The sequence below is a fragment of the Enterobacter sp. Tr-810 genome (assembly GCF_011752765.1).
GTDB lineage: Bacteria > Pseudomonadota > Gammaproteobacteria > Enterobacterales > Enterobacteriaceae > Enterobacter > Enterobacter soli.
In genome coordinates, this window is sequence record NZ_VWWW01000004.1 from 230,980 (window position 1) to 256,350 (window position 25,371).

Sequence of the window (25,371 nt, forward strand, 5' to 3'; positions counted from 1 at the left end):
GCGCAAAAGGTTCGTGCCATCACGGTTATTTTTAAGTCACTGGTAGTTAACACATTCCTGGGGGATAAATGAGCGCGGGAAGCCCTAAATTCACCATCAGCCGTGTTGCGGCATTATCGCTGGTTTCGCTATGGCTGGCAGGCTGTTCAAGTTCTGGTAATGCACCTGCGCCGGTCAGCTCCGTAGGCGGGAACAGCAGCTCGGGTAGTACGTCCGGCGGAATGTTGATTACCCCTCCACCTAAAATGGGCACATCGACGGTTCAACAGACGCCGCAAATTCAGCCCGTTCAGCGCCCGGTTTCGCAGCCGACACAGATTCAGCCTGTGGAACAACCGGTGCAGACCGAAAATGGCCGCATCGTGTATAACCGAAAATACGGGAATATTCCGAAAGGCAGCTACACCGGTGGCAGCACCTACACCGTGAAACGCGGCGATACGTTGTTCTATATTGCCTGGATCACCGGGAACGATTTCCGTGACCTGGCGCAGCGCAATAACGTCCAGGCGCCGTATGGTCTGGAAGTGGGGCAAACGCTCCAGGTCGGCAACGCGACAGGTACGCCACTCACGCCTGGCAACACGGTTTCAGCGGCCGACGTGACTGCGCAAAACAACAGTGTGAAGCCTGCACAAAAATCCAGCACAGTGGTTGCTTCGCAACCAGTAATTACGTATTCTGAGGATTCAGGTGATCAGAGTGCTAACAAAATGTTGCCGAATAATAAAGGGACTGCGACGACTGTCACAGCACCGGTTACGGCACCTGTGGTTAGCTCTACCGAACCGACTGCCAGCAGTTCATCCACCAGTTCGCCAATCTCTGCATGGCGCTGGCCAACTGACGGCAAGGTTATCGAAAACTTCTCTTCTACCGAAGGTGGAAATAAAGGGATCGATATCGCAGGGAGTAAGGGACAGGCTATCATCGCGACCGCAGACGGGCGCGTTGTGTATGCCGGTAACGCTCTGCGCGGTTACGGTAATCTTATTATCATAAAACATAACGATGATTACCTGAGTGCCTACGCCCATAACGATACAATGCTGGTCCGGGAACAACAAGAAGTTAAGGCGGGGCAAAAAATAGCTACTATGGGTAGCACCGGTACCAGTTCTACACGCTTGCATTTTGAAATTCGTTACAAGGGGAAATCCGTAAACCCGCTGCAATATTTACCGCAGCGATAATTTGACGGGACATTCCAGCCAGAGTGTCTCGTTCAGGGATCACGGGTAGGAGCCACCTTATGAGTCAGAATACGCTGAAAGTTCATGATTTAAATGAAGATGCGGAATTTGATGAGAACGGAGCAGAGGCTTTTGACGAAAAAGCCTTAGTAGAAGAGGAACCCAGTGATAACGATTTAGCTGAAGAAGAGCTGCTATCGCAGGGTGCCACACAGCGTGTACTGGACGCGACTCAGCTTTACCTTGGGGAGATCGGTTACTCCCCACTGTTAACGGCCGAAGAAGAAGTCTATTTCGCACGTCGTGCTTTGCGTGGTGATGTAGCCTCACGCCGTCGCATGATTGAAAGTAACTTGCGTCTGGTCGTGAAGATTGCCCGTCGTTACGGCAATCGTGGTCTGGCTTTGCTGGACCTGATTGAAGAGGGCAACTTAGGTCTCATCCGCGCAGTAGAGAAGTTTGACCCGGAACGCGGGTTCCGCTTCTCCACCTACGCAACCTGGTGGATTCGTCAGACCATCGAACGGGCTATTATGAACCAGACCCGTACGATCCGCCTGCCGATTCACATCGTCAAAGAGTTGAACGTTTATCTGCGTACCGCGCGCGAGTTGTCCCATAAACTGGACCACGAGCCAAGTGCGGAAGAGATTGCCGAGCAACTGGATAAACCGGTTGATGACGTAAGCCGTATGCTGCGTCTCAACGAGCGCATTACCTCAGTTGACACCCCGTTGGGTGGCGACTCCGAAAAAGCGCTGCTGGACATCCTGGCCGATGAAAAAGACAACGGCCCGGAAGACACCACGCAGGACGATGACATGAAACAGAGCATCGTCAAATGGCTGTTCGAACTGAACGCCAAACAGCGTGAAGTGCTGGCACGTCGTTTCGGTTTACTGGGGTATGAAGCTGCGACACTGGAAGACGTCGGCCGTGAAATTGGCCTGACCCGTGAACGTGTTCGTCAGATTCAGGTTGAAGGTCTGCGTCGCCTGCGGGAAATCCTGCAAGGGCAAGGACTGAACATTGAAGCGCTGTTCCGCGAATAAGCAACCTTTCGTCAAAAAAGGCCCGTCGTGAGACGGGCCTTTTTCTTTTGCGCTATGGCTGCGTGGTTTCGTGCAACAGGCGCCACACGATCCGATCGCCTTCCTGATTAAGCACCGCGGTTGACCAGCGCACGTTGACGGGCAGGTCCGGGCGCGTCTGGGTTTCACGGTAGTGAAGCACCGCCCCGTTGTCCCAGGTTTGCAGCGTGGTTAACTCATCAATGACGATTTTCAGACCCGGACGGCTTCCACCCAGGCTTTCAAAGAAACTTGCCAGAGCCGCGTAATCAAAGTGCGCGCCGCTTGGGGCAATCATCATAAAGTCCTGGCGGAAGCGGGAGAGCAGTGCGGCAAATTCCCCTTCACCCCGGCCAAACCAGTCCTCTATGGCGACATGCGCATCGATAATTTCGCTTTCGTAATGTGTCATGCTTATTCCTTCATCATCTTGTGGATCAACGCGGCGAACTGCTGGCGTTCGTTATCGGTTAAGCGTCCTAAGAATGCCTCATCAACGCGATTGCCCACGGGTTTGCTGCTTTCAAGCAGGGCTTCACCTTCTGGCGTCAAAAAGACGAAACGACGTCGCTTGTCCGCAGGATCGTGCTCGCGTTTCACCAGCCCGCGCGTTTCCATGCGGCTCAGCATTTCTGCGAGTGTGGCTTTAGTGCTGACCGCAACTTCGGTCAGGGCCACCTGCTCGATACCCGGGTTTTCGGCCACAGAGCGCATCACCGCATACTGTGGCTTAGTGAGCTCCGGTAATGCTTGCTGCCATTGGGCAGTATGCTGTTGAAAAAGCTGACGTAACAGGTGGAACGCTTCTTGTCTCAGTTCCATGAACTCTCCGGCATAAAAATGACGTCTCTATAATATCCGTTATCTCCGGAGAATTTAACGCGGCCATTTTTAACATTTTGTGTGATCGTGTGCGAACGAGCTTGTCAGGTTAAGGATCTGGGCGTAGTTTACATAATATGTTCGTATGCGAACGAAATGACGAGGTTAAGCATGAGATTGATTGTTGGGATGACAGGGGCGACTGGCGCACCGCTCGGCGTGGCGCTGCTTCAGGCGCTGCGCGATATGCCAGAAGTGGAGACGCATCTGGTGATGTCGAAGTGGGCAAAAACAACCATTGAGCTGGAAACGCCGTATTCCGCTCAGGATATTGCTGCGCTCGCAGATGTTGTCCACAGCCCGGCCGACCAGGCCGCGACTATCTCGTCCGGCTCGTTTCGCACCGACGGCATGATTGTTATTCCATGCAGCATGAAGACCCTTGCCGGTATTCGCGCAGGTTACGCCGAAGGGCTGGTGGGCCGTGCTGCTGATGTGGTGATGAAAGAGGGACGCAAGCTGGTGCTGGTTCCGCGTGAAACCCCGCTCAGCACGATCCATCTGGAGAACATGCTCGCACTTTCCCGTATGGGCGTGGCAATGGTGCCGCCCATGCCCGCGTATTACAACCACCCGCAAACCGCCGATGACATTACCCAGCATATTGTGACGCGTGTGCTTGACCAGTTTGGTCTGGAGCACAAAAAAGCGCGCCGCTGGAACGGGTTGCAGGAGGCCAGACATTTTTCACAGGAGAACAAAGATGGCATTTGATGATTTGAGAAGCTTCCTCCAGGCGCTCGATGAGCAAGGGCAGCTGTTGAAAATTGAGGAAGAGGTCAACGCTGAACCCGATCTGGCGGCAGCGGCCAACGCTACCGGGCGCATTGGCGACGGCGCACCTGCACTGTGGTTTGACAACATTCGTGGCTTTACCGACGCCCGCGTGGTGATGAACACCATCGGCTCCTGGCAAAACCATGCGATTTCAATGGGTCTGCCAGCAAATACGCCGGTGAAGAGCCAGATAGACGAATTTATTCGCCGCTGGGATAAATTCCCCGTTGCACCTGAGCGCCGCGCTAACCCGGCTTGGGCCGAAAATACGGTGGATGGCGAGGACATTAACCTGTTCGATATTCTGCCGCTATTTCGCCTGAACGACGGTGACGGTGGTTTTTACCTTGATAAAGCCTGTGTGGTATCACGCGATCCGCTTGACCCGGACCATTTCGGTAAGCAGAACGTCGGGATTTACCGTATGGAGGTCAAGGGCAAGCGCAAACTGGGCCTGCAACCTGTTCCTATGCACGATATCGCTCTGCATCTGCATAAAGCGGAAGAGCGCGGGGAGGATCTGCCGATTGCGATCACGCTGGGCAACGATCCGATTATTACCCTGATGGGGGCAACGCCGCTGAAATACGACCAGTCGGAATACGAAATGGCAGGCGCGCTTCGTGAAAGCCCGTATCCCATCGCGACCGCACCGCTGACCGGGTTCGACGTGCCGTGGGGCTCTGAAGTTATCCTCGAAGGGGTGATTGAGGGGCGAAAACGCGAAATCGAGGGGCCATTCGGTGAATTTACCGGCCACTATTCCGGTGGTCGTAATATGACCGTCGTGCGTATTGATAAAGTCTCTTATCGCACTAAACCCATTTTTGAATCGCTCTATCTCGGGATGCCGTGGACTGAAATTGACTACCTGATGGGCCCGGCAACCTGCGTGCCGCTCTACCAGCAGCTTAAAGCTGAATTCCCGGAAGTGCAGGCGGTGAATGCCATGTATACCCACGGTCTGCTGGCGATCATCTCCACCAAAAAGCGTTACGGCGGCTTTGCCCGTGCCGTGGGGTTACGTGCCATGACTACGCCACACGGCCTGGGCTACGTGAAGATGGTGATTATGGTGGATGAGGATGTCGATCCGTTTAATCTGCCGCAGGTGATGTGGGCGCTGTCATCGAAAGTTAACCCAGCGGGTGATCTTGTACAGCTGCCAAACATGTCGGTGCTTGAACTTGACCCAGGCTCCAGCCCGGCAGGGATCACCGACAAGCTGATCATCGATGCCACCACGCCTGTCGCACCGGACAACCGTGGCCACTATAGCCAGCCGGTACAAGATTTACCTGAAACCAAAGCCTGGGCTGAAAAACTGACCGCGATGCTCGCAGCTCGCCAATAAGGAGGAAAACATGATTTGTCCACGTTGTGCCGATGAGCATATTGAAGTGATGGCGACATCCCCGGTGAAGGATGTCTGGACTGTCTACCAGTGCCAGCATTGTCTGTATACCTGGCGTGATACTGAACCGCTACGCCGTACCAGCCGCGAGCACTATCCGGAAGCGTTTCGAATGACGCAGAAGGATATTGATGACGCACCGCAGGTGCCGACCATTCCGCCGCTGCTGTAAAAAAAAGCCCGGTGGCGCTGCGCTTACCGGGCATACGGGTTTTGTAGGCCGGGTAAGGCGAAGCCGCCACCCGGCAAAACAGACCGCAGAGAACTAAACCAGACTCTTCAACCGATAAATCCACTCCAGCGCCTGACGCGGCGTCAGAGAATCCGGGTCGAGATTTTCCAGTGCTTCCATGGCCGGTGACGTCTCTTCCGCAGGCATCAGCAGTGACATCTGCGTACCGTCAACCTGTGTCGCCGCAGCGTTGGGTGACAAGCTCTCCAGCTCGCGCAGTTTCTGACGTGCACGTTTGATGACCTCTTTCGGCACTCCAGCCAGCGCCGCAACGGCCAGACCATAGCTCTTGCTGGCTGCGCCATCCTGCACGGTGTGCATAAAGGCGATGGTATCACCGTGCTCCAGCGCATCGAGGTGGACGTTTGCCACACCTTCCATTTTTTCTGGCAGCTGAGTTAGTTCAAAGTAGTGGGTCGCAAACAGCGTCATCGCCTTGATTTTGTTCGCCAGGTTTTCAGCACACGCCCACGCCAGTGACAGGCCGTCATAGGTTGAGGTACCTCGTCCTACTTCATCCATCAACACCAGGCTGTGTTCCGTTGCGTTATGCAGGATGTTGGCCGTTTCGGTCATCTCCACCATAAAGGTTGAGCGCCCGCTTGCCAGATCGTCCGCGGCACCCACACGGGTAAATATGCGGTCAATCGGGCCAATCTCTACTTTTTGTGCCGGAACGTAGCTGCCGATATGGGCCAGAAGCGCAATCAGCGCAGTCTGGCGCATGTAAGTACTTTTACCGCCCATATTCGGACCAGTGATGATCAGCATTCTTCGCTGCGGCGAAAGGCTCAGTGGGTTGGCGATGAATGGCTCGTTCAGCACCTGTTCCACCACCGGGTGACGCCCTTCGGCAATGCGAATGCCGGGTTTGTCGGTAAAGGTCGGGCAGGTGTAGTTAAGCGTATCGGCTCGTTCTGCCAGGTTCACCAGCACATCCAGTTCTGCCAGCGCGCCAGCACTTAATTGCAGGTCGGCAAGGTGCGGCATCAGCATGTCGAACAGCTCGTCATACAGCTGTTTTTCCAGTGCCAGTGCTTTACCTTTCGAGGTGAGAACTTTGTCCTCATACTCTTTCAGTTCAGGGATGATGTAGCGCTCGGCATTTTTCAGCGTCTGGCGGCGCACGTAGTGGATAGGTGCCATATGGCTCTGGCCACGGCTGATCTGAATATAGTATCCGTGAACCGCGTTATAGCCCACTTTCAGGGTGTCGAGTCCCAGACGCTCACGCTCGCGGATTTCCAGTTTATCGAGGTAATCCGTTGCGCCGTCTGCCAGCGCGCGCCATTCGTCCAGCTCTTCGTTGTAGCCCGGGGCGATAACACCGCCATCGCGCACCAGTACCGGTGGCGCGTCAATGATGGCGCGTTCGAGCAATTCACGGAGTTCTGTAAACTCGCCCATGGTTTCCCGCAGCGTTTGCACCGGCGTGCTGTTCACTTCTGCAAGCTGAGCGCGCAGCTCAGGCAGTTGCTGGAAGGCGTGACGCATTCGCGCCAAATCACGCGGGCGCGCTGTGCGCAAGGCCAGACGCGCCAGAATACGTTCCAGATCGCCAATCTGACGCAGCACCGGCTGTAATTCGCTAAAGCGGTCCTGCAAGGCGGCGATGGTTTGCTGGCGGCCGATCAGCGTTTCCGTATTGCGGATTGGCATGTGCAGCCAGCGCTTGAGCATTCGGCTGCCCATCGGGGTCACCGTGCTGTCGAGCACCGAAGCAAGGGTGTTTTCCACGCCACCTGCCAGATTCTGGGTGATCTCCAGGTTACGGCGCGTCGCGGCATCCATAATGATGCTGTCCTGTTGACGCTCCATGGTGATTGAGCGGATATGCGGCAGGGCAGTACGCTGGGTATCTTTCACATATTGCAGCAGGCAACCCGCAGCGCACAGGCCGCGCGGTGCGTTTTCAACACCAAAACCGATCAGATCACGCGTACCAAATTGCAGGTTTAGCTGCTGACGGGCGGTATCAATTTCGAATTCCCATAAAGGACGACGGCGTAATCCACGACGACCTTCAATCAGTGATGTTTCCGCAAAATCTTCGGCATAAAGCAGCTCCGCCGGGTTTGTGCGCTGCAATTCGGCCGCCATCGTTTCGCGATCCGCTGGTTCGCTCAGGCGAAAACGCCCGGAGCTGATATCCAGCGTGGCGTAGCCAAAACCTTTGCCGTCCTGCCAGAGGGCGGCCAGCAGGTTATCCTGGCGCTCCTGCAACAGAGCTTCATCACTGATGGTCCCGGGCGTGACGATGCGCACGACTTTACGCTCTACCGGGCCTTTTGAGGTGGCCGGGTCGCCAATTTGTTCGCAAATGGCGACGGATTCACCCTGGTTCACCAGCTTCGCCAGGTAGTTTTCTACCGCGTGATGCGGAATACCCGCCATCGGGATAGGTTCACCTGCCGATGCGCCACGCTTGGTCAGGGAGATATCGAGCAACTGCGATGCGCGTTTCGCATCGTCATAAAAAAGCTCGTAAAAATCGCCCATACGATAAAAAAGCAGAATTTCCGGATGCTGAGCTTTAAGCTTCAGGTACTGCTGCATCATGGGCGTATGTGCGTCGAAATTGTCGATTGTGGTCATGGAGTTATGATATCCATTTCTTTGATAATATTGAGCTTTGAGCGGCTCATTGGCCGTTAGTTCCCTCTATTGTCGCATGAAAAAATGGCGCGGCGCAGAAAAATGTCGCGTGTTTACGAGACGCCTTCCGCCATTAACTCAATGACGATTTTTCCATGTTCAACGCCCACTCTTACCTGAGAGTTTGTGGTAAATCCGGCTTTTTCCAGCCAGTCCCCTTTCAGGCTCAGCGCTGCGTGGACGCTATAGCGGGTCGGGATTTTGGTTTTACGGTCTTCGTGACGCTTTCTGAAGTAACCGACCTTTAAGTGGCGATAGGGTTTGGTGATAGCGATCTCTTGCATACGCGCTCCGGTAGTTAAGCACAACGTGACGATGATATTTACTGTATAAAATACCAGTAAATATTGCGGCGGGCAGGCGTAAAACTGGAAGGCGTCTTCAGCAAATGGAATGCAACGGCTGAAATCGGGAGCATAAAAGGGTATTATAAATGCACGTTATTGTTGGGTGATCCGCCATGTCTGGAAAACGCATCGCACGAGAAAAAGAGACGATCGCTAAAATGATCGCGCTGTATGAAAACAAGTGCCCACAGGCTTTGAAAGAAGAAGGACATTATCAGGCGCTTAACGCTTATGCAGATAAACGCCTGGATAAATGTGTCTTCGGTGAGGAGAAGCCCGCCTGCAAGCAGTGCCCCGTCCACTGCTACCAGCCGGCAAAACGTGAAGAGATGAAGCAGGTGATGCGTTGGGCCGGGCCGCGAATGCTCTGGCGACACCCCATCCTGACTCTCCGCCATCTGATTGACGATCGCCGCCCGGTTCCTGAATTACCGGAAAAATACCGGCCAAAAAAACAGTAAACCTACGCCCGGGAAGCCAGTGCCGCACGCATCGGACGGCAGATAAACACCAGGGCCACCGCGCTGCATAAAGGGAAAAACGCCAGCTGTAACCAGGGGAAAACAGCCTGTGGTGACGGCGTTAGCGCGTGATCGAGTTGACTGCCGAACAGTAAATTCCCCGCCAGCACCGCACAGCCCCCGGCGGTGGAGAGCGCACCGTAGTGAGCGCCAAGCGTAGACTCTTTCGCAAACCACGGGATGAGATCTTTCGCGGACGGCACCAGCAGCATTTGCCCGCATGTCAGTAGCGTCACAAAACATCCCGCAGGCAGAAGCCTCAGCCAGCCTTCCGGTGGCGGGTGGGCAGCAAACAGGGCCACGCTCGCAAACGATGCCGACAGCAGCAGAAATCCCGCCGGTAAGACTCTGACAGCCCCCACCTGACGGGCGAAACGGGCAAGCGGCAGCTGAAACAGGATTATCAGCACCGAAGCCAGCATAAAGAGCGGGCCAAGATCTTTCTCACTACCGCCAGCACGCTCTATTTCCACCGGCAGCGCCAGATAAAGCTGGTTGTAACTCAACAGCCACGAACTGTAGGCAATGATAAAAGCGACAAAACGTGGCTGGCGAAACGTGCTCCACCATGGGTGGATCTCCAGCGTCTGCTTACTGCGCTGAGCAGGAGGAAGGCAAAAAAACAGCACAATCAGCGCCACCACAAAGACGCCTGCACCTGCCAGAGCAACCTGTCGAAAGCCAAGCCCGGTAAGCAGGGCACCTGCCACCGGGCCGAGTACAGCACCCAGTTCTCCGCATACAGCAAACAACGCAAACCACTCCGCGCGGCTGCGCTTGCCCTTTGCTTCACTTTGCGTCCCCGCTTTTGCCAGAAGTGCTTCAATGGACGGAGAGAAAAGCGCGCCACCGATACCCGTCAGACATGCCCCCAGAATGATGGGCCACAGGGACTGGCCAAACGCCAGCAGAAGATACCCCGCGATGCGGACAAGGCACCCGCAGAGGATAATCACCCGGGCGCCAAACCGGTCTGAGAGCGCACCGCCGACGATAAACATGCCCTGCTGCGAGAATGTTCGCAGCCCAAGAACCAGCCCGATAAGCCCGCCGGAGAGCATCAAATCGTCACGCAGGAAAATCGCCAGAAAGGGGACAACCGCGTAAAAACCAATATTAAAAACGAACTGGCTGCCCAGTAACACGGGCGGCCAGAGCGTTGTCGCAGGGCGTAAAGAAAACAGGGACATGCGTATTACCCGGCGTTAAACAATGAAGTGGATATGCTTTTTGCCATGGTACGCAGAGATCTCAATTTTGGTTTTGACCCGGAACACTTCCCAGAGCAGCTCTTCGCTCAGGATCTCCTGCGGTGTCCCGGTGGCAATGATGTGCCCTTTTTGCATCACAATCAGTGAATCACAAAACATCGCAGCATGGTTGAGGTCGTGAATCGCCACAATACTGGTTACCGGCAACTCGCTTATCAGATGCATCAGCTGGATCTGGTGATGAATATCCAGGTGGTTGGTCGGTTCATCCAGCAGGATTTCGGTGGGCGATTGCGCCAGGGCACGGGCGATATGCACGCGCTGGCGCTCCCCGCCGGATAAGCTCAGCCAGCCTTGTTCGCTGCGATCGAGCATATCTACACGTTGCAGGGCGGAAGTAACGGTTTCATCATCCTGCGCGCTCCAGTTGGAGAAGGGCGAATGGTGCGGGATGCGCCCCAGCTTCACCACATCACGCACCCGCATGTTGGCATCGGTCATGCCATGCTGTTCAACGAATGCCACGCGGCGGGCAAGCTGTTTTTTGGGCATCCGGGCGATGTTCTGCCCGTCGAGCTTCACACAACCGGTATCCGGGCGACGCAGCCCCGCCAGCACACGTAAAAGTGACGATTTACCACAGCCGTTAGGGCCAAGCAGCCCAACGGTTTCCCCGCGTGCGATGTTCAGCGAGACATCGTTGACGATGACTTTATTGCCCACCTTCCAGGTAATATTTTCAGCGGTGATACTCATCACTTATTCCTTGAACGGTAGATGATAACGGCAAAGAAAGGCACGCCAACCAGGGCGGTGACAACGCCTACAGGCAGGCTTTGCGGCGCAATCAGTAAACGCGACGCAATATCTGCCAACACCATCAGAATGGCACCGGCCAGCGCGCTGGCGATAAGCAGAATGCGATGCAACGGCCCAAAGAAGAAGCGCATCACATGCGGCACAACCAGCCCGACAAAGCCGATGGAGCCTGCCATGCTGACAATGGTGGCGGTGATGAGCGCGGTGGTGGTGAACAGGATCAGGCGTACCCAGGGCACGGCAATGCCCAGTGACGCGGCGGCGTCATCGCCAAAAGTAAAGGCATCCAGCGCACGGGAGTAATAAAGGCACACCGCCAGCCCGGCCAGAACGACTACCAGCGCCAGCTGAAACTCAGGCCATCTCACGCCACTGAAACTGCCCAGCAGCCAGAACATCACGTCGCGAGCCTGCTGCGCGCTTGCAGAGGTGCTGATGGTGTAGGCGGTAATGGCGTTGAAAAGTTGAGACGCCGCAACACCCGCCAGAATGGTGCGTTCGTTGCCGCCGCGCGCGCCATTCGTCAGGAACGCCACGAAGACAAAGGCGGCAAACGCCCCGGCAAATGCGCCCGCCGAGAGGGACACCGCGCCGGTGCCGATACCTAATACCACCACCGATACTGCGCCTGTTGAGGCCCCCGCAGACACGCCCAGTACGTAAGGCTCAGCCAGCGCATTTTTCAACAGGCTTTGCAGCACCGCCCCGCAAATTGCGAGGCCCGCGCCGCAGCACGCCGCCACCAGCGCACGACTCAGGCGAAAATCCCAGATCACGCTTTCATAAATGCGGTTAAGCGGGACTGCGGTCAGCCCCATTTTATTGCTGATGGCGTAAAAGACGTTTCGCAGTGGAATAGAAAGCTCACCCACGCTGACGCCAACGGCGATCACCAGGAACAACAGCACGATGGAAAGCAAGCACGAGGTCGTCAGGATGAATCCCTGTCGCGCCTGTTGAACAACAGCGGTCATCAGTTAAGCCCCAGTTTTCTGAGCTGCTCGCCCACCTGTTCAGCACCGTAGAGGGTACGAATAGTCGGGTTCATTGCCTGGCCGTCCATCACTACGATATGACCTTTTTTAACGGCATCCATCTGGCTGACGGCAGGATCGCTTTTCAGGAATTTGATTTTTTCCTCTGCGTTATCGAGCGCCCAGCGGTTGCGGTCCAGACTGGAAACGACAATGACATCCGGGTTAGCGGCGATAACGCTTTCCCAGCTCACCGTTGGCCACTCTGTTTCAGAGGTAATGGCATTATGCCCACCCAGAACGTTGGCAATAAAACCGGATGCACTGTTTTTACCGCCGACGTAGGCATCAGCAGAAGGTGAGGCGCTGGAGAACCAGAAAACAAACGAAAGATCTTTTTTATTTTTGCCAAACTCAGCACGCAAATCGTTTTCACGTTTTTTAAAGTCGGCAATTAATGCTTCACCGCGAGGCTGCACATTAAAAATGGTGGCGAAATCTTCAATCTCTTTATAGAGATAGGTCATATCCCACAGCTTCTGACGGCTGCCGTACATATCACCTGCGGCTTTTTTGGTGGCGCACATGCCTGGGGATAAATAGCTGTTCACCCCCACGGTAGCCAGGTCTTCGCGTTTTGCGACTTTACTTTCTGGCCCGAGCAGCAGCGGCAGCTGTGCAGGAACGAAATCAGGGTTTTGGGCGAGGATGGATTCAAGGGTAGGGATTTCTACCGTCAGCGTTTTAATTTTTGCATTTTGTTCAGCCAGCGCCGGTAATACTTTTGTCGGCCAGAATGCGCTGGCGGTGACGTTTTTTTGCAGACCTAACAGTAAGAGGATCTCGACGGTATTTTGCCCCAGGGCAACAACGCGCTCGGGCGCTTTGGTGAATGTTTCTTTATAGCCGCAGTTTTCAATAGTGAGAGGATATGTTGTTGCCAGAGCAGAACCGACCGATGCGAACGCCATTCCCAGTGCGCAGATGACCTTTTTCATAAAACGCTACCCTTCATTAAAATTATTATTGATGACCCTGGTATGAATTTTTAATGCAAATGAAACTCATTATTAAGGCTGGGTTTTATACAATGTAATATATTTAGTGTCAATAATTCGCATTAACGCATTGTTATTATTGATTTTTTAATGGGGTGGTGAAAATGCCGTGCGGTGCACGGCAGAGGGGAATTACGCGCGGGTTGCGATAAGAATCGCGGAGGCTTTAATCAGGGCGATGATGCGTTTACCGGTCGCGAGCTGCATCTCTTCACAGCTTTCATTGGTCACGACCGCCACAATTTCAAAACCGGCATCCGTCTGTACATGAACGGTAGCGTTAACGGCACCTTCGGTCACTTTACTGATGGCACCGGCAAACTGGTTACGGGCAGAGAACTTCAGACCGCAATCTTCGGTTGCCAGGGTCACCCACGGTGCTTTGATAAGGGCGATAGCTTCTTTTCCTGGCACCAGACCCAGTGCCTCTTTGCTGCTGGTGGTGACAATAGCCACCAGTTTAGCGCCACCGGCCAGCGTTAATTCGATTTCATCATTAACCGCACCATGCGACGTTGCGCTAACGGTTCCGGTTAGCTGGTTACGTGCTGAAACAGACATGTTACCTCCTGTAGAACAGATGAAAGTTGGACGTACTGAAGAGTTTATACCACAGGTACGTCCGGTATCATCGGTTACACCAGGCTCTCTTTATCAATACCCAGTCGCTTCATTCGTGACAGCAGCGTGGTCCGTTTCAGGCCGAGGCGCTGCGCAGCGCCTTTCGGTCCCGCAACAACGCCGTTGGTTTCTTTCAGCACGCGCATAATCAGCTGGAATTCGTCTTCGCCCGCCTGTGCTACTTCGGCCGCGACCAGCGGTTCTTCAGGCATCGTCACTTCGGGCAGGGAGAGTTGCAACACGCTGCCGCGCGTCAGTAGCACGGCACGTTCAATGACGTTTTCCAGCTCGCGCACGTTGCCCGGCCACTCCATCGACGAGAGCGTGCGTAGCGTTTCGGCAGGAATGCTGTCGATACTGCGCCCCATCCTGCGGGCAATCTTCGCGGTAAAGGCTTTCACCAGAAGAGGAATATCTTCCGGACGTTCCCGCAACGGCGGCAGATAAATCGGGAAGACGTTCAGGCGATAATAGAGGTCGCTGCGAAATTCGCGGTCTGCGACCATTTTTTTCAGATCGCGGTTGGTGGCGGCAATCAACCGCACGTCCGTCTGGATAAGCTTATTGCTGCCCAGGCGTTCAAACTCCTGCTCCTGCAACACGCGCAGCAGCTTGGGCTGGAGCTCCAGCGGCATATCGCCCACTTCGTCCAGGAACAGCGAGCTTTTATCCGCCAGCTCAAAACGACCTAGCCGCTGGCTGCTGGCACCGGTGAAGGCACCACGTTCATGACCGAAGAGATCGCTTTCCAGCAGGCCCGCAGGCATGGCGGCGCAGTTCATCTTCACCATCCGGCGGCTGTTGCGGTTGCTGAGATTGTGGATCGCGCGGGCAATGAGCTCTTTGCCCGTCCCGGTTTCCCCCAGGATAAGCACCGTGCTGTCGCTTTGCGCCACCATCTCGACCTGCTTGAGCACGCTGTACATCGCTTCGCTGCGGCCGATGATTTCACCGAACTCGCTGTCGACGTTGTTGAGCTGTTCCGTCAGGGCCAGGTTTTCATCCACCAGCCGCTCTTTCAGGCGATGAATTTCCTGATAAGCCAGCGCATTATCCAGCGCAATGGAAATACGTTCGGCAATCTGGCGCAGCAGCTTCAGATTGGCGGTGTTGAACACGCCTTCTTCACACTGTGCCAGCTTCAGCACGCCCAGCATGGTATTGCCGGACATCAGCGGGAGCAGGCACAGCGTCTGGATCTTGTTGCCCCAGGTGTTAAACAGCAATCGCTCGTAGGGTGCCAGTGCATCGCGTTCGTTCAGATTGAGCAGCAGGATCTCTTTGCTCTTAAACACACGTTCAGAAAGGGTTCCTGCTTCATCCACTTCACTCTGCTCGTGAGCTGGATTGGCTTCGTCGAGATAATGCGTTGAGTAGATGTTCAGTTTGCCCTTGCGGTGTCCCCGCAACGCGATGCTGATCGCATCTATTTTGAAATAGTGATGGATCTCTTTAGAGACTTCGCTGACCAGCTCGTCCATATCCAGGCGCGAGAGCACGGCGTTAGTGATCGCCACCAGAATGCGGAAGTTGTCGCGTTCACGGCTGAGCAGGTCGAAGTCGACATTGTTGGTCACGCGGTTCTGGATCTGCTCTGCCACCACGCCCACAATCTGGGTAAAGGTATGCAGACGCTCGTACTCCGCCTCGCTCCAGGGCTGGTTAGTTTTGCGGATAAATTCGCAGCCACCAAAAATATGCCCTTCAGCCGCCAGCGGCAGCAGGCAGTAGTGCCCGAAAGGACGATACAGGTTGCTCTCTGCAAGCATCGGCCAGGCCTGGCGAAACTCGTCGAAGCTGCAATGCAGGGCTTCAGGGCGGGAGAGGATCCGCCGCACCGGACCATGAGCCAGGATCGTTTCATCTTCGTACTGAAAGGGTTTGCCGTTGTCGTGCGCGGAAAAATAGCTCGCGCGATGACTCCCGCTATGCCAGAGCACAATTGCAGCGCTGTCCGCCAGTGCAGACTGCCTGACCAACCGCGTCAGGGCATCGCTCAGCGAGCCGAGGTCCGGCTGCTGTAAAAGAGTGCGCGTAATGTCGAACAGGCCCTGCTGTCCAAGATCGCTCATCGGTGTATACGGCATCATTGCTTTCCAATTGAAACTGGCAAAAAAAGAGAAAATCCTGTGCTGTCCGCTTTTGGCGCGGTTCTAGCAAATTCGGGGTAAAGGTTCGGCGTGCGGCAGATCCAGCGTACGTTTAACGCCATAAAGCCCGGTCAGGCGCACCCCTTTGCGCTCAACCACTTCACCGATAATCGCGGCTTCTTTCCCTGAGGGATGAGCACGCAATTGTGCCAGCACCGCTTCGGCGGCCTGGCGTTCCACGCCGATCACCAGCTTGCCTTCATTGGCAAAGTTTAGCGGGTCCAGCCCAAGCAGTTCACAAAGCCCCCGTACTGCGGGTTTGACCGGTAGTCCGCGCTCGGTCAGTTCAATACCGCATCCGCTGCTTGCTGCGAACTCATGCACCACCGCATTAACGCCGCCGCGCGTTGCATCGCGCAGGGCTTTCACGCCCTGGCATGAACGCAGGGTTTGAATAAGCGGGGTCAGCACGGCGCAGTCGCTGCGTAATTCGCCATCCAGCCCCAGGCCTTCGCGCAGGTTGAGTATCGTCGCGCCGTGGCAACCCAGCGTTCCGCTGACCAGCAACACATCGCCGGGGGTCAGTTGCCCCGCACCCCAGTGAATATCAGCAGGAATGGCCCCCATTCCGGCGGTGTTGATAAACAGTTTGTCTGCCGCGCCGCGTTGGACCACTTTGGTGTCCCCGGTCACGATGGCGATCCCTGCTTCCTGTGCAGTGGATGCCATGCTGGCGACAACGGCCTTCAGGGTGTCCATTGGCAGCCCTTCTTCAAGGATAAAGCCGCAGGAGAGAAAGCGCGGAATTGCGCCGCTGACCGCCACATCGTTTGCTGTACCGCAGACGGCCAGCTTGCCAATATCGCCGCCAGGGAAGAACAGCGGGTCGATAACGTAGCTGTCGGTAGAAAACGCCAGCCTGTCGCCCTGAGCGGTGAGGGTAGAGAGAGAGATGCGCGCCTGGTCTTCCTGCTCGGCCAGCCAGGGATTGTTAAAGGCGTCCATAAACAGCTGATTAATGAGCTGCTGCATGGCTTGTCCGCCACTACCGTGCGCCATTTCTACCCTGTTCATACTTCACACTCCTGATTGCGATACTGATACCACGCAGCGCACGCGCCTTCTGATGAAACCATCAGTGCGCCAAATGCAGTTTGCGGGTTACAGGTGTTGCCAAATAACGGGCATTGATGTGGTTTGCATTTACCGGTGAGTACGTCGCCACAGCGGGCGCGGGGATCGTCGCAAACCTGTTGCGGTTGCGGGTGGAAATGGGCTTCGGCATCGAACGCACGGTATGCAGACGTTAGGCGCACACCCGATTCGGCAATCAATCCCAGGCCGCGCCACTCGCTGTCGCCTTCCACGCTGAAGACCTCAGCAATGGCTTTTTGGGCAAGCACATTCCCGGCATCCGGGACCACGCGGCGATACTGGTTTTCCACCGTACTCAGGGCTGCTATTTTCTGCTCAACAAGCATGGTCACGCCTTGCAGTAGATCAAGAGGTTCGAAACCAGCGACCACTAAAGGGCGATCAAAGTCGCTGGCGATGAACCCGTAAGCCTCTGTGCCGATGACCATGCTGACGTGCCCTGGCGCCAGAAACGCGTCAATGCCGTTGCCGGGCTCTTCCAGCAGGCTGCGCAGGGTCGGGATAAGCGTAATGTGCTGGCAAAAAAAGAAAAAGTTGCTGATATTTCGCGCTTTGGCCTGCTGTAAGGTGATGGCCGTTGCAGGCATGGTGGTTTCAAAACCCAGGCCGAAAAAGACGACTTTCCGCGTGGGATTATCAGCGGCCAGCGTTAAGGCATCTACCGGCGAGTAGACGATACGCACGTCCGCTCCCCGCGCTCGGGCCTGGAGTAACGAGCCATTTTTCCCCGGCACGCGCATGGCGTCGCCAAAGGTACAGAAAATCACGTCAGGCTGGCTGGCAATCTCGATACAGCTGTCGATGCGTCCCATTGGCAGTACGCACACCGGGCAGCCCGGGCCGTGAATAAACTCGATGTTGTCCGGCAACAGCTGGTCGAGGCCAAATTTAAAGATGGCGTGGGTATGCCCGCCGCACACCTCCATGATGCGCAGCGGTTTTTCGGCAGTGTAGCGCAGATGTTTTGCTCGTATCTTCAGGTGTTCAATGAGCTGCATCACCTGTTCGGGCGCGCGATATTCATCAACATAACGCATGGTTATTGCTCCTCGCCGTACAGAAGCGCCCCGACATCAGGCTCCACATCAAACATGTTTTGCAGGGCATCCAGCGTGTCGCGCGCTTCTGCTTCGTTAATCACGCTCATGGCAAAGCCAACGTGTACCAGCACCCACTGGCCTGTGCGGGGCGCACCGTTTTCATCCGCACTGCCAACCAGCGTCAGATCGACATCGCGCAGCACGCCGCACACGTCTACTTTGGCCTGATTGCCGTTAATCGCGTGGATTTGCCCCGGGACGCCTATGCACATTGTTCGCTCTCCAGCCAGTTCAGCCAGTTATCCATACCTTGCCCGCCAGTGGCGGACACCAGCAGGATTTCAATATCCGGGTTCACTTCACGGGCATACGCCAGACATTTATCGACGTCGAAATTCAGGTATGGCAGCAGGTCGACTTTGTTAAGGAGCATCACCGATGCCGCGGCAAACATATGCGGGTATTTCAGCGGCTTGTCTTCCCCTTCGGTCACCGACAGCACCGCCACTTTATGCCGCTCACCCAGATCAAAGCTCGCCGGGCAGACCAGGTTACCCACGTTCTCAATAAACAGAATGCCGTTATCCGCCAGCGGCAAACGCGGCGCGGCATCGGCAATCATCTGGGCATCAAGATGGCAGCCCTTGCCGGTGTTCACCTGAATGGCCGGCGTGCCGGTTTCACGAATACGCGCGGCATCGTTAACCGTCTGCTGATCGCCTTCGATAACCGCGCAAGAAACGCGTCCGTTCAGGCGTTTAAGCGTTTCGGTGAGCAGCGTCGTTTTGCCAGAACCCGGGCTGGAGACCAGGTTTAGCACCAGCAGCTTGCGGGCGGCAAAACGGGCGCGGTTGCGCGCAGCCAGTTGGTTATTTTTATCAAGCACGTTGATTTCGACGTCCAGCATCTGCCGCTGGCTGATGCCTGGCGCGTGCGTGCCGGCTTCGCCGTGGCCGTAATGCAGGTCGCCGTCAGCGGATTGCGTGGGCGTAAAGGCCAGACCGGTAAAGGCTCCTGATGGACGGGGAGCAGGAGAGAAGGGCGCGGAGCGAAACGCAGAGTGAGGATGATGCTCATCCCCTTCTATATAGAGGTTGCCTTCGGCGCAACCGCAGGTACTACACATAATTATTCCCTCTCGATTTCGAGGCGTTGGATCTGCATTCCGTCATCGGCCACGATGCGCAGCCCGGTGCTCTGACACTGCGGGCAGCTTCGTACTTTCGACGACAGCAGCGTGACGTACTGCTGGCACTGTTCGCACCAGCACTCCGCCTGCTGTTCTTCAATATGAAGCTGGCAGCCTTCCGCCAGCGTGTCGCGGCACACCAGCTCAAAGCAAAAGGTGAGGGCGCTGGTTTCGACGCAGGAAAACGCGCCGAGTTTCAGCCAGACACCGGTCACGCGTTTTGCGTGGTGTTGTGCTGCCTGTTGTTCGATTAATTCCAGAGCCCGTTGGCAGAGGGTGATTTCGTGCATGACGCCTCCTCAGTGAATTGCGCCTTTAATGCAATAACGATGCCATCTTGATTTTTGTTAAGGCGTGACGATGTCAACCCTGTCGAAATGACACGTCGACACTGCCATTTCAGTCGTGTGTTTTGTATTTAATGTATTAAAAATCAATGCATTAAAAACTGGCATGGAATCTGCTTAATAGCCGCAATCTCCATTAACCGGATATCTGACATGACTATTTGGGAAATCAGCGAAAAAGCGGATTACATCGCGCAGCGGCATCAGCAGTTACAGGAGCAGTGGCATCTTTACTGCAATTCTCTGGTTCAGGGGATCACCCTGTCGAAAGCCCGGCTACACCATGCCATGAGCTGTGCGGCACAGGGCGATATGCGCTTTGTGTTGTTCGGACACTTCACGATTTACGTCACCCTGGCGGACAGCTTCAACAGCCACACCATCGAGTATTACGTCGAGACAAAAGACGGGGATAAACAACGCATTGCGCAGGCGCAGCTGATGACCGATGGCATGGTTGATGGCCACGTCAGCAACCGCGATCGTCAGCAGGTGCTGGAACATTACCTGGAAAAAATCGCGCCGGTCTACAACGGCCTGTACAGCGCGGTTGAGCACGATTTACCGGTCAACCTGCAACAGCTGATGAACGGAAATCCATCGGCAAACGTTGCCTGAGTATTGCGTGTCGAGAAGTGTCGATAAGACAGATTTTCGTCAAAAATGACCATCACCAGAGGATTACCCGGTGAACCGTTTTGTAATTGCCGACTCGACGGTCTGTATCGGCTGTCGAACCTGTGAAGCGGCGTGTTCGGAAACACACCGCCTGCACGGATTGCAGTCAATGCCGCGCCTGCGCGTCATGCGAAATGAAAAAGAGTCTGCGCCGCAGCTCTGCCACCACTGTGAAGATGCCCCGTGCGCGGGTGTCTGCCCTGTTAATGCCATCACCCGTGTTGATGGTGCGGTACAGCTCAATGAAAGCCTGTGCGTAAGCTGCAAGCTGTGCGGTATTGCCTGTCCGTTTGGAGCAATTGAGTTTTCCGGCAGCCGCCCGCTGCATATTCCGGCGAATGCCAATACCCCGAAAGCGCCGCCAGCGCCACCGGCTCCGGCACGCGTCAGTACGCTGCTGGACTGGGTTCCCGGCGTACGTGCCATCGCGGTGAAGTGCGATCTGTGCAGCTTTGATGAACAAGGCCCGGCCTGCGTGCGCACCTGCCCGACCAAAGCGCTCATTCTGGTCAATATTCGCGATATCGCCCGTACCAGCAAGCGTAAGCGTGAGCTGACGATTAACACCGATTTTGGCGATCTTTCGCTGCTTCAGGAATTCAACGAGGGGGCGAAATGAACGCAGTGACGATGATTAACAGCGCTGTGGCCTGGTTTGCCGCCGCAGCCGTTCTGGCGCTGATTTTTTCGTTCCATAAAACCCTGAGCGGCTGGATAGCAGGGATCGGCGGAGCGACAGGCAGCCTGATGACTCTGGCTGCGGGTGGGGTGGTTCTGCTCGGCGGGCAATCCGTTGAAGCCATCATTCCGCTGGTGCATCACGCGGTTCAGGTAACCCCGCTGAATGCCATCTGGCTGGTGACCTTTGGCCTGTGCGGGCTGTTTATCAGCCTGTTTAATATTGACTGGCATCGCCATCACAGCACCAAAGCGAACGGGTTGCTGGTGAATGTGCTGATGGCAGCGGCGGTCTGCACCGTGACTGCCAGCAACCTGGGCGCGCTGGTGGTGATGGCTGAAATCATGGCCCTGTGCGGCGTGTTCCTGACCGGGTGCAGTGGTTCCGGCAAGCTGTGGTTTGCGCTGGGGCGACTCGGCACGCTGCTGCTGGCGCTAACCTGCTGGCTGGTGTGGCAACGCTACGGCACCCTGGATTTTGCCCTGCTGAACGAGCGGGCACAGCAGTTACCGTTTGGCGCTGACATCTGGTTGTCGGGCGTGGTGGGCTTTGGTCTGCTGGCCGGGATTATCCCACTGCACGGCTGGGTGCCGCAGGCCCATGCCAATGCCTCAGCTCCGGCGGCGGCGCTGTTCTCCACCGTGGTGATGAAGGTTGGGCTGTTCGGCATTCTTACGCTGTCGCTTGCGGGCGGGCAGCCGCCGCTGTGGTGGGGCGTGGTGTTGCTGCTGGCGGGTATGGTGACCGCATTTGTCGGCGGGCTGTACGCGCTGATGGAACACAACATTCAGCGTCTGCTGGCGTATCACACCCTGGAGAATATCGGCATCATCCTGCTCGGTCTTGGCGCGGGCGTAACGGGCCTGGCGCTGAACCAGCCTGCACTGATTGCCGCCGGGTTTATCGGTGGTCTGTATCACCTCGTCAACCATAGCCTGTTTAAAAGCACGCTGTTCCTCGGCGCGGGTAGCGTCTGGTTTCGTACCGGCCATCGCGATATCGAAAAACTGGGCGGCATTGGCAAAAAGATGCCGGTTATCTCCCTTGCCATGCTGGTGGGGTTGATGGCGATGGCCGCGCTGCCGCCGCTGAACGGCTTTGCCGGTGAGTGGGTTATTTACCAGTCCTTCTTCGCACTCGGCCAGAGTGATGCATTTATTGCGCGTCTGCTCGGCCCGCTGCTGGCGGTGGGGCTGGCTATCACCGGCGCGCTGGCGGTGATGTGTATGGCGAAAGTCTATGGCGTGACCTTCCTCGGCGCACCGCGCACGAAAGAGGCAGAACAGGCCTGCTGCGCACCGGTGCTGATGGCGGCAAGCGTGGTCGCTCTGGCGCTGTGCTGCGTTATCGGTGGTGTAGCTGCGCCGTGGCTGCTGCCGCTGCTGGGTAGTGCGATACCGCTGCCGCTTACGACAGCGCACACCACCGTTTCTCAGCCGATGATTGCGCTGCTGCTCATTGCCACTCCGCTACTGCCATTCATTCTGATGCTGTTCTTCAAACGCGACCGTCTCTCTTCCCGCTCACGCGGTGCGGCGTGGGCCTGCGGTTATGAACACGAGCAATCCATGGTGATCACCGCCCACGGCTTTGCCATGCCGGTGAAAGAGAACTTTGCCGCCGTGCTGAAGCTGCGTCACTGGCTGAACCCGGTGGCGTGGATCCCTGGCTGGCAGAGCGCTGCCGTGCCTGCGCTGTTCCGCCGTCTGGCGGTTATCGAGCTGGCAGTGCTGGTGGTGATTGTGATTTCACGAGGAGCCTGACATGAGTCTGTTACTGGCATTACTTCAGGCGTTGGTGTTATTCGCCATTGCGCCACTGCTTTCCGGGGTGAGCCGCGTGCTGCGCGCCCGGATGCATAACCGTCGCGGGCCGGGTGTCCTTCAGGAGTATCGCGACCTGTTCAAATTGCTCACCCGCCAGAGCGTTGCACCCGATGCCGCAGGCTGGGTGTTTCGCCTGACGCCGTTTGTGATGGTGGGTGTCATGCTGACCATCGCCACCGCGCTGCCGGTGGTGACCGTTGGCTCTCCGCTGCCGGTGCTGGGCGATTTGATCACCCTTATCTATCTGTTTGCCATCGCGCGGTTCTTCTTTGCCATTGCGGGCCTGGACACCGGTAGCCCGTTTACCGGTATTGGCGCCAGCCGCGAGGCGATGCTGGGCGTGCTGGTTGAGCCGATCCTGCTGCTGGGGCTGTGGGTTGCCGCGCAGGTAGCGGGTTCGACTCATATCAGTTTTATCACCGATACCGTCTACCACTGGCCTGTAGCACGTTCCATTCCGCTGGTTCTGGCGCTGTGCGCCTGCGCGTTCGCCACCTTTATTGAGATGGGCAAATTGCCATTTGACCTCGCGGAAGCAGAGCAGGAATTGCAGGAAGGGCCACTGACCGAGTACAGCGGCTACGGCTTTGCGGTGCTGAAGTGGGGCATCAGCCTCAAGCAGCTGGTGGTGCTGCAAATGTTTGTAGGCGTTTTCTTTCCGTGGGGGCAGATGACGCACTTTACCGCTGGCGGCCTGGTACTGGCAGTGGTTGTGGCCGTCCTCAAGCTGCTGATTGGCGTGCTGGTGATTGCGCTGTTTGAAAACAGCATGGCGCGTCTGCGTTTTGTGGCGACGTCCCGTATCACCTGGGCCGGTTTTGGCTTTGCATTTTTAGCATTCGTCTCCTTGCTGGTGGCGTGATTAAAGAGAATTTTTATGTCTGAAGAGAAAAAAGGTCAGCAGTATCTCGCCGCATTGCATCAGGCTTTTCCCGGCGTCGTGCTGGAAGAGTCCTGGCAGACCAAAGACCAGATAACCCTCACCGTGAAGGTGAACTACCTGCCAGAGGTGGTGGAGTTTCTGTATTACCAGCAGGGCGGCTGGCTCTCCGTGCTGTTCGGGAACGATGAACGTCAGCTGTGCGGGAACTATGCGGTTTACTACGTGATGTCGATGGAACAGTTCGAGAAGTGCTGGATTACCGTGCGCGTCGAAGTGGACCCGAACAAACCGGAGTATCCGTCGGTTACGCCGCGCGTGCCTGCCGCCGTCTGGGGCGAACGTGAAGTGCGCGACATGTACGGCCTGGTGCCTGTCGGTCTGCCGGATGAACGCCGTCTGGTGCTGCCAGACGACTGGCCGGACGAACTCTATCCATTGCGTAAAGACAGTATGGATTATCGTCAGCGCCCGGCACCGACCACCGACAGCGAAACTTACGAATTCATCAACGAGCTGGGCAGTAAAAAGAACAACGTGGTGCCGATTGGTCCGCTGCACGTCACCTCTGATGAACCGGGGCACTTCCGTCTGTTCGTTGACGGCGAGAACATTATCGACGCCGACTACCGCCTGTTCTATGTCCACCGCGGCATGGAAAAGCTGGCGGAAACCCGCATGGGTTACAACGAAGTGACCTTCCTCTCCGATCGCGTGTGCGGTATTTGCGGTTTTGCCCACAGCACCGCCTACACCACCTCGGTGGAAAACGGCATGGGAATTGTGGTGCCAGAGCGCGCGCAGATGATCCGCGCCATTCTGCTTGAAGTGGAACGCCTGCACTCGCACCTGCTGAACCTCGGCCTGGCCTGTCACTTTGTCGGCTTCGACTCCGGGTTCATGCAGTTCTTCCGCGTGCGTGAAGCCTCAATGAAGATGGCGGAGATCCTCACCGGGGCGCGTAAAACCTACGGCCTGAACCTGATCGGCGGGATCCGCCGTGACCTGCTGAAAGACGACATGATCCAGACCCGCCTGCTTGCGCAGCAGATGCGCCGCGATGTGCAGGATCTGGTGGATATGCTGCTCAGCACGCCAAACATCGAGCAGCGTACTGTCGGTATTGGCCGTCTTGATCCTGACATTGCCCGCGATTTCAGTAACGTTGGCCCGATGGTACGCGCCAGCGGCCACGCCCGTGACACCCGCGCGGATCACCCGTTTGTGGGCTACGGTCTGCTGCCGATGACGGTACACAGCGAACAGGGCTGCGACGTGATTTCTCGCCTGAAGGTGCGTATCAACGAGGTGTTCACCGCGCTGAATATGATCGACTTCGGCCTGGATAACCTGCCTGGCGGCCCGCTGATGGTGGAAGGCTTCACCTATATTCCAAACCGCTTTGCCCTTGGTTTTGCCGAAGCGCCACGCGGTGACGACATCCACTGGAGCATGACCGGCGACAACCAGAAGCTCTACCGCTGGCGCTGCCGTGCGGCAACCTACGCCAACTGGCCAACCCTGCGCTATATGCTGCGCGGCAACACCGTGTCTGATGCGCCGCTGATCATCGGCAGTCTCGACCCGTGCTACTCCTGCACCGACCGTATGACGGTGGTGGATGTGCGTAAGAAGAAAAGCCAGGTGGTGCCGTACAAAGAGCTTGAGCGCTACAGCATCGAGCGTAAAAACTCGCCGCTGAAATAAGGACTC

Annotated in this window: 26 protein-coding genes; 11 read left to right on the forward strand and 15 right to left on the reverse strand. The window is 56.2% G+C overall.

All coding sequences use genetic code 11. From position 1 onward, the window contains the following. The first annotated feature begins 68 nt into the window (after positions 1-68). Together nlpD and rpoS are read left to right on the forward strand one after the other, a co-directional pair. Positions 69-1,193: a murein hydrolase activator NlpD gene (nlpD, locus tag F3J30_RS13885; protein ID WP_166717612.1), complete on the forward strand. Its 1,125-nt coding sequence runs from the start codon at positions 69-71 to the stop codon at positions 1,191-1,193. Between the two features lie 59 nt (positions 1,194-1,252). Continuing rightward, the gene (gene rpoS / locus F3J30_RS13890; RefSeq protein ID WP_013098493.1) at positions 1,253-2,245 is read left to right on the forward strand and encodes an RNA polymerase sigma factor RpoS; all 993 of its coding nucleotides are present in this window, start codon (positions 1,253-1,255) and stop codon (positions 2,243-2,245) included. 52 nt (positions 2,246-2,297) lie between these two features. On the opposite strand, the gene F3J30_RS13895 is transcribed toward rpoS, so the two are convergent. Continuing rightward, entirely contained in the window at positions 2,298-2,675 is a 378-nt protein-coding gene (locus F3J30_RS13895) for a DUF4440 domain-containing protein (protein ID WP_166717613.1), read from the reverse strand. Between the two features lie 2 nt (positions 2,676-2,677). Beyond that, entirely contained in the window at positions 2,678-3,085 is a 408-nt protein-coding gene (locus F3J30_RS13900) for a MarR family transcriptional regulator (RefSeq protein ID WP_166717614.1), read from the reverse strand. Positions 3,086-3,256: 171 nt separating this feature from the next. Between F3J30_RS13900 and F3J30_RS13905 the strand changes: the two genes are divergently transcribed. Genes F3J30_RS13905 through F3J30_RS13915 form a run of 3 tightly spaced genes read left to right on the forward strand, consistent with a single transcriptional unit; the run spans position 3,257 to position 5,508 of the window. Beyond that, positions 3,257-3,859 (forward strand): non-oxidative hydroxyarylic acid decarboxylases subunit B, encoded by a 603-nt coding sequence (locus F3J30_RS13905; protein ID WP_166717615.1) that lies wholly within the window; start codon positions 3,257-3,259, stop codon positions 3,857-3,859. Next, positions 3,849-5,276 (forward strand): non-oxidative hydroxyarylic acid decarboxylases subunit C, encoded by a 1,428-nt coding sequence (locus F3J30_RS13910; RefSeq protein ID WP_166717616.1) that lies wholly within the window; start codon positions 3,849-3,851, stop codon positions 5,274-5,276. The genes F3J30_RS13905 and F3J30_RS13910 overlap by 11 nt, the downstream gene beginning before the upstream one ends. Before the next feature lie 10 nt (positions 5,277-5,286). Next, entirely contained in the window at positions 5,287-5,508 is a 222-nt protein-coding gene (locus F3J30_RS13915; RefSeq protein ID WP_014071539.1) for a non-oxidative hydroxyarylic acid decarboxylases subunit D, read from the forward strand. 93 nt (positions 5,509-5,601) lie between these two features. On the opposite strand, the gene mutS is transcribed toward F3J30_RS13915, so the two are convergent. Together mutS and F3J30_RS13925 are read right to left on the reverse strand one after the other, a co-directional pair. Then, entirely contained in the window at positions 5,602-8,163 is a 2,562-nt protein-coding gene (gene mutS, locus F3J30_RS13920; RefSeq protein ID WP_166717617.1) for a DNA mismatch repair protein MutS, read from the reverse strand. Between the two features lie 113 nt (positions 8,164-8,276). Further along, a complete protein-coding gene (locus F3J30_RS13925) occupies positions 8,277-8,507 on the reverse strand; it encodes a SymE family type I addiction module toxin (protein WP_014071537.1) in 231 nt (76 codons plus the stop codon). A gap of 176 nt (positions 8,508-8,683) precedes the next feature. Between F3J30_RS13925 and F3J30_RS13930 the strand changes: the two genes are divergently transcribed. Further along, on the forward strand, positions 8,684-9,031 hold the full coding sequence (locus F3J30_RS13930; protein ID WP_166717618.1) for a nitrous oxide-stimulated promoter family protein: 348 nt from the start codon (positions 8,684-8,686) through the stop codon (positions 9,029-9,031). A gap of 2 nt (positions 9,032-9,033) precedes the next feature. Here the strand turns inward: F3J30_RS13930 and F3J30_RS13935 are convergent, their stop codons facing one another. The 11 genes from F3J30_RS13935 to hypA form a co-directional block, all read right to left on the reverse strand. Then, positions 9,034-10,281, reverse strand: a complete 1,248-nt coding sequence (locus tag F3J30_RS13935) for an MFS transporter (protein ID WP_166717619.1) — start codon at positions 10,279-10,281, stop codon at positions 9,034-9,036. Positions 10,282-10,296: 15 nt separating this feature from the next. Then, a complete protein-coding gene (locus F3J30_RS13940; protein WP_166717620.1) occupies positions 10,297-11,058 on the reverse strand; it encodes an ABC transporter ATP-binding protein in 762 nt (253 codons plus the stop codon). Beyond that, positions 11,058-12,095: an iron chelate uptake ABC transporter family permease subunit gene (locus F3J30_RS13945; protein WP_166717621.1), complete on the reverse strand. Its 1,038-nt coding sequence runs from the start codon at positions 12,093-12,095 to the stop codon at positions 11,058-11,060. The genes F3J30_RS13940 and F3J30_RS13945 overlap by 1 nt, the downstream gene beginning before the upstream one ends. Next, entirely contained in the window at positions 12,095-13,093 is a 999-nt protein-coding gene (locus F3J30_RS13950; RefSeq protein WP_166717622.1) for an ABC transporter substrate-binding protein, read from the reverse strand. The genes F3J30_RS13945 and F3J30_RS13950 overlap by 1 nt, the downstream gene beginning before the upstream one ends. A 192-nt stretch (positions 13,094-13,285) precedes the next feature. Then, the gene (locus F3J30_RS13955) at positions 13,286-13,714 is read right to left on the reverse strand and encodes a TOBE domain-containing protein (protein WP_166717623.1); all 429 of its coding nucleotides are present in this window, start codon (positions 13,712-13,714) and stop codon (positions 13,286-13,288) included. Between the two features lie 74 nt (positions 13,715-13,788). After that, positions 13,789-15,861: a formate hydrogenlyase transcriptional activator FlhA gene (gene flhA, locus F3J30_RS13960; protein ID WP_166717717.1), complete on the reverse strand. Its 2,073-nt coding sequence runs from the start codon at positions 15,859-15,861 to the stop codon at positions 13,789-13,791. 66 nt (positions 15,862-15,927) lie between these two features. Further along, on the reverse strand, positions 15,928-16,938 hold the full coding sequence (gene hypE, locus F3J30_RS13965) for a hydrogenase expression/formation protein HypE (RefSeq protein WP_166717624.1): 1,011 nt from the start codon (positions 16,936-16,938) through the stop codon (positions 15,928-15,930). Continuing rightward, positions 16,935-18,056, reverse strand: coding sequence for a hydrogenase formation protein HypD (gene hypD, locus F3J30_RS13970; RefSeq protein ID WP_166717625.1), 1,122 nt, complete (start codon positions 18,054-18,056; stop codon positions 16,935-16,937). The genes hypE and hypD overlap by 4 nt, the downstream gene beginning before the upstream one ends. 2 nt (positions 18,057-18,058) lie before the next feature. After that, positions 18,059-18,331: a HypC/HybG/HupF family hydrogenase formation chaperone gene (locus tag F3J30_RS13975; protein WP_166717626.1), complete on the reverse strand. Its 273-nt coding sequence runs from the start codon at positions 18,329-18,331 to the stop codon at positions 18,059-18,061. Next, the gene (gene hypB, locus F3J30_RS13980; protein ID WP_166717627.1) at positions 18,322-19,185 is read right to left on the reverse strand and encodes a hydrogenase nickel incorporation protein HypB; all 864 of its coding nucleotides are present in this window, start codon (positions 19,183-19,185) and stop codon (positions 18,322-18,324) included. Before hypB ends, F3J30_RS13975 begins: the two co-directional genes overlap by 10 nt. Before the next feature lie 2 nt (positions 19,186-19,187). Next, positions 19,188-19,538, reverse strand: a complete 351-nt coding sequence (hypA, locus tag F3J30_RS13985) for a hydrogenase maturation nickel metallochaperone HypA (protein ID WP_166717628.1) — start codon at positions 19,536-19,538, stop codon at positions 19,188-19,190. A 210-nt stretch (positions 19,539-19,748) separates the two neighbouring features. Between hypA and hycA the strand changes: the two genes are divergently transcribed. The 5 genes from hycA to F3J30_RS14010 all read left to right on the forward strand — a co-directional run bounded on the left by hycA (position 19,749) and on the right by F3J30_RS14010 (position 25,365). Continuing rightward, a complete protein-coding gene (gene hycA / locus F3J30_RS13990) occupies positions 19,749-20,213 on the forward strand; it encodes a formate hydrogenlyase regulator HycA (protein WP_014071524.1) in 465 nt (154 codons plus the stop codon). Positions 20,214-20,283: 70 nt separating this feature from the next. Continuing rightward, positions 20,284-20,892 carry a 4Fe-4S dicluster domain-containing protein gene (locus F3J30_RS13995; RefSeq protein ID WP_166717629.1) on the forward strand — a complete coding sequence of 203 codons (609 nt, stop codon included), beginning with the start codon at positions 20,284-20,286 and terminating at the stop codon, positions 20,890-20,892. Beyond that, entirely contained in the window at positions 20,889-22,715 is a 1,827-nt protein-coding gene (hycC, locus tag F3J30_RS14000; protein WP_166717630.1) for a formate hydrogenlyase subunit 3, read from the forward strand. The genes F3J30_RS13995 and hycC overlap by 4 nt, the downstream gene beginning before the upstream one ends. A gap of 1 nt (position 22,716) precedes the next feature. Then, positions 22,717-23,640 (forward strand): respiratory chain complex I subunit 1 family protein, encoded by a 924-nt coding sequence (locus F3J30_RS14005; protein WP_014071521.1) that lies wholly within the window; start codon positions 22,717-22,719, stop codon positions 23,638-23,640. A 15-nt stretch (positions 23,641-23,655) separates the two neighbouring features. Continuing rightward, a complete protein-coding gene (locus F3J30_RS14010) occupies positions 23,656-25,365 on the forward strand; it encodes a hydrogenase large subunit (RefSeq protein WP_014071520.1) in 1,710 nt (569 codons plus the stop codon). The last annotated feature ends 6 nt before the right edge of the window (positions 25,366-25,371 follow it).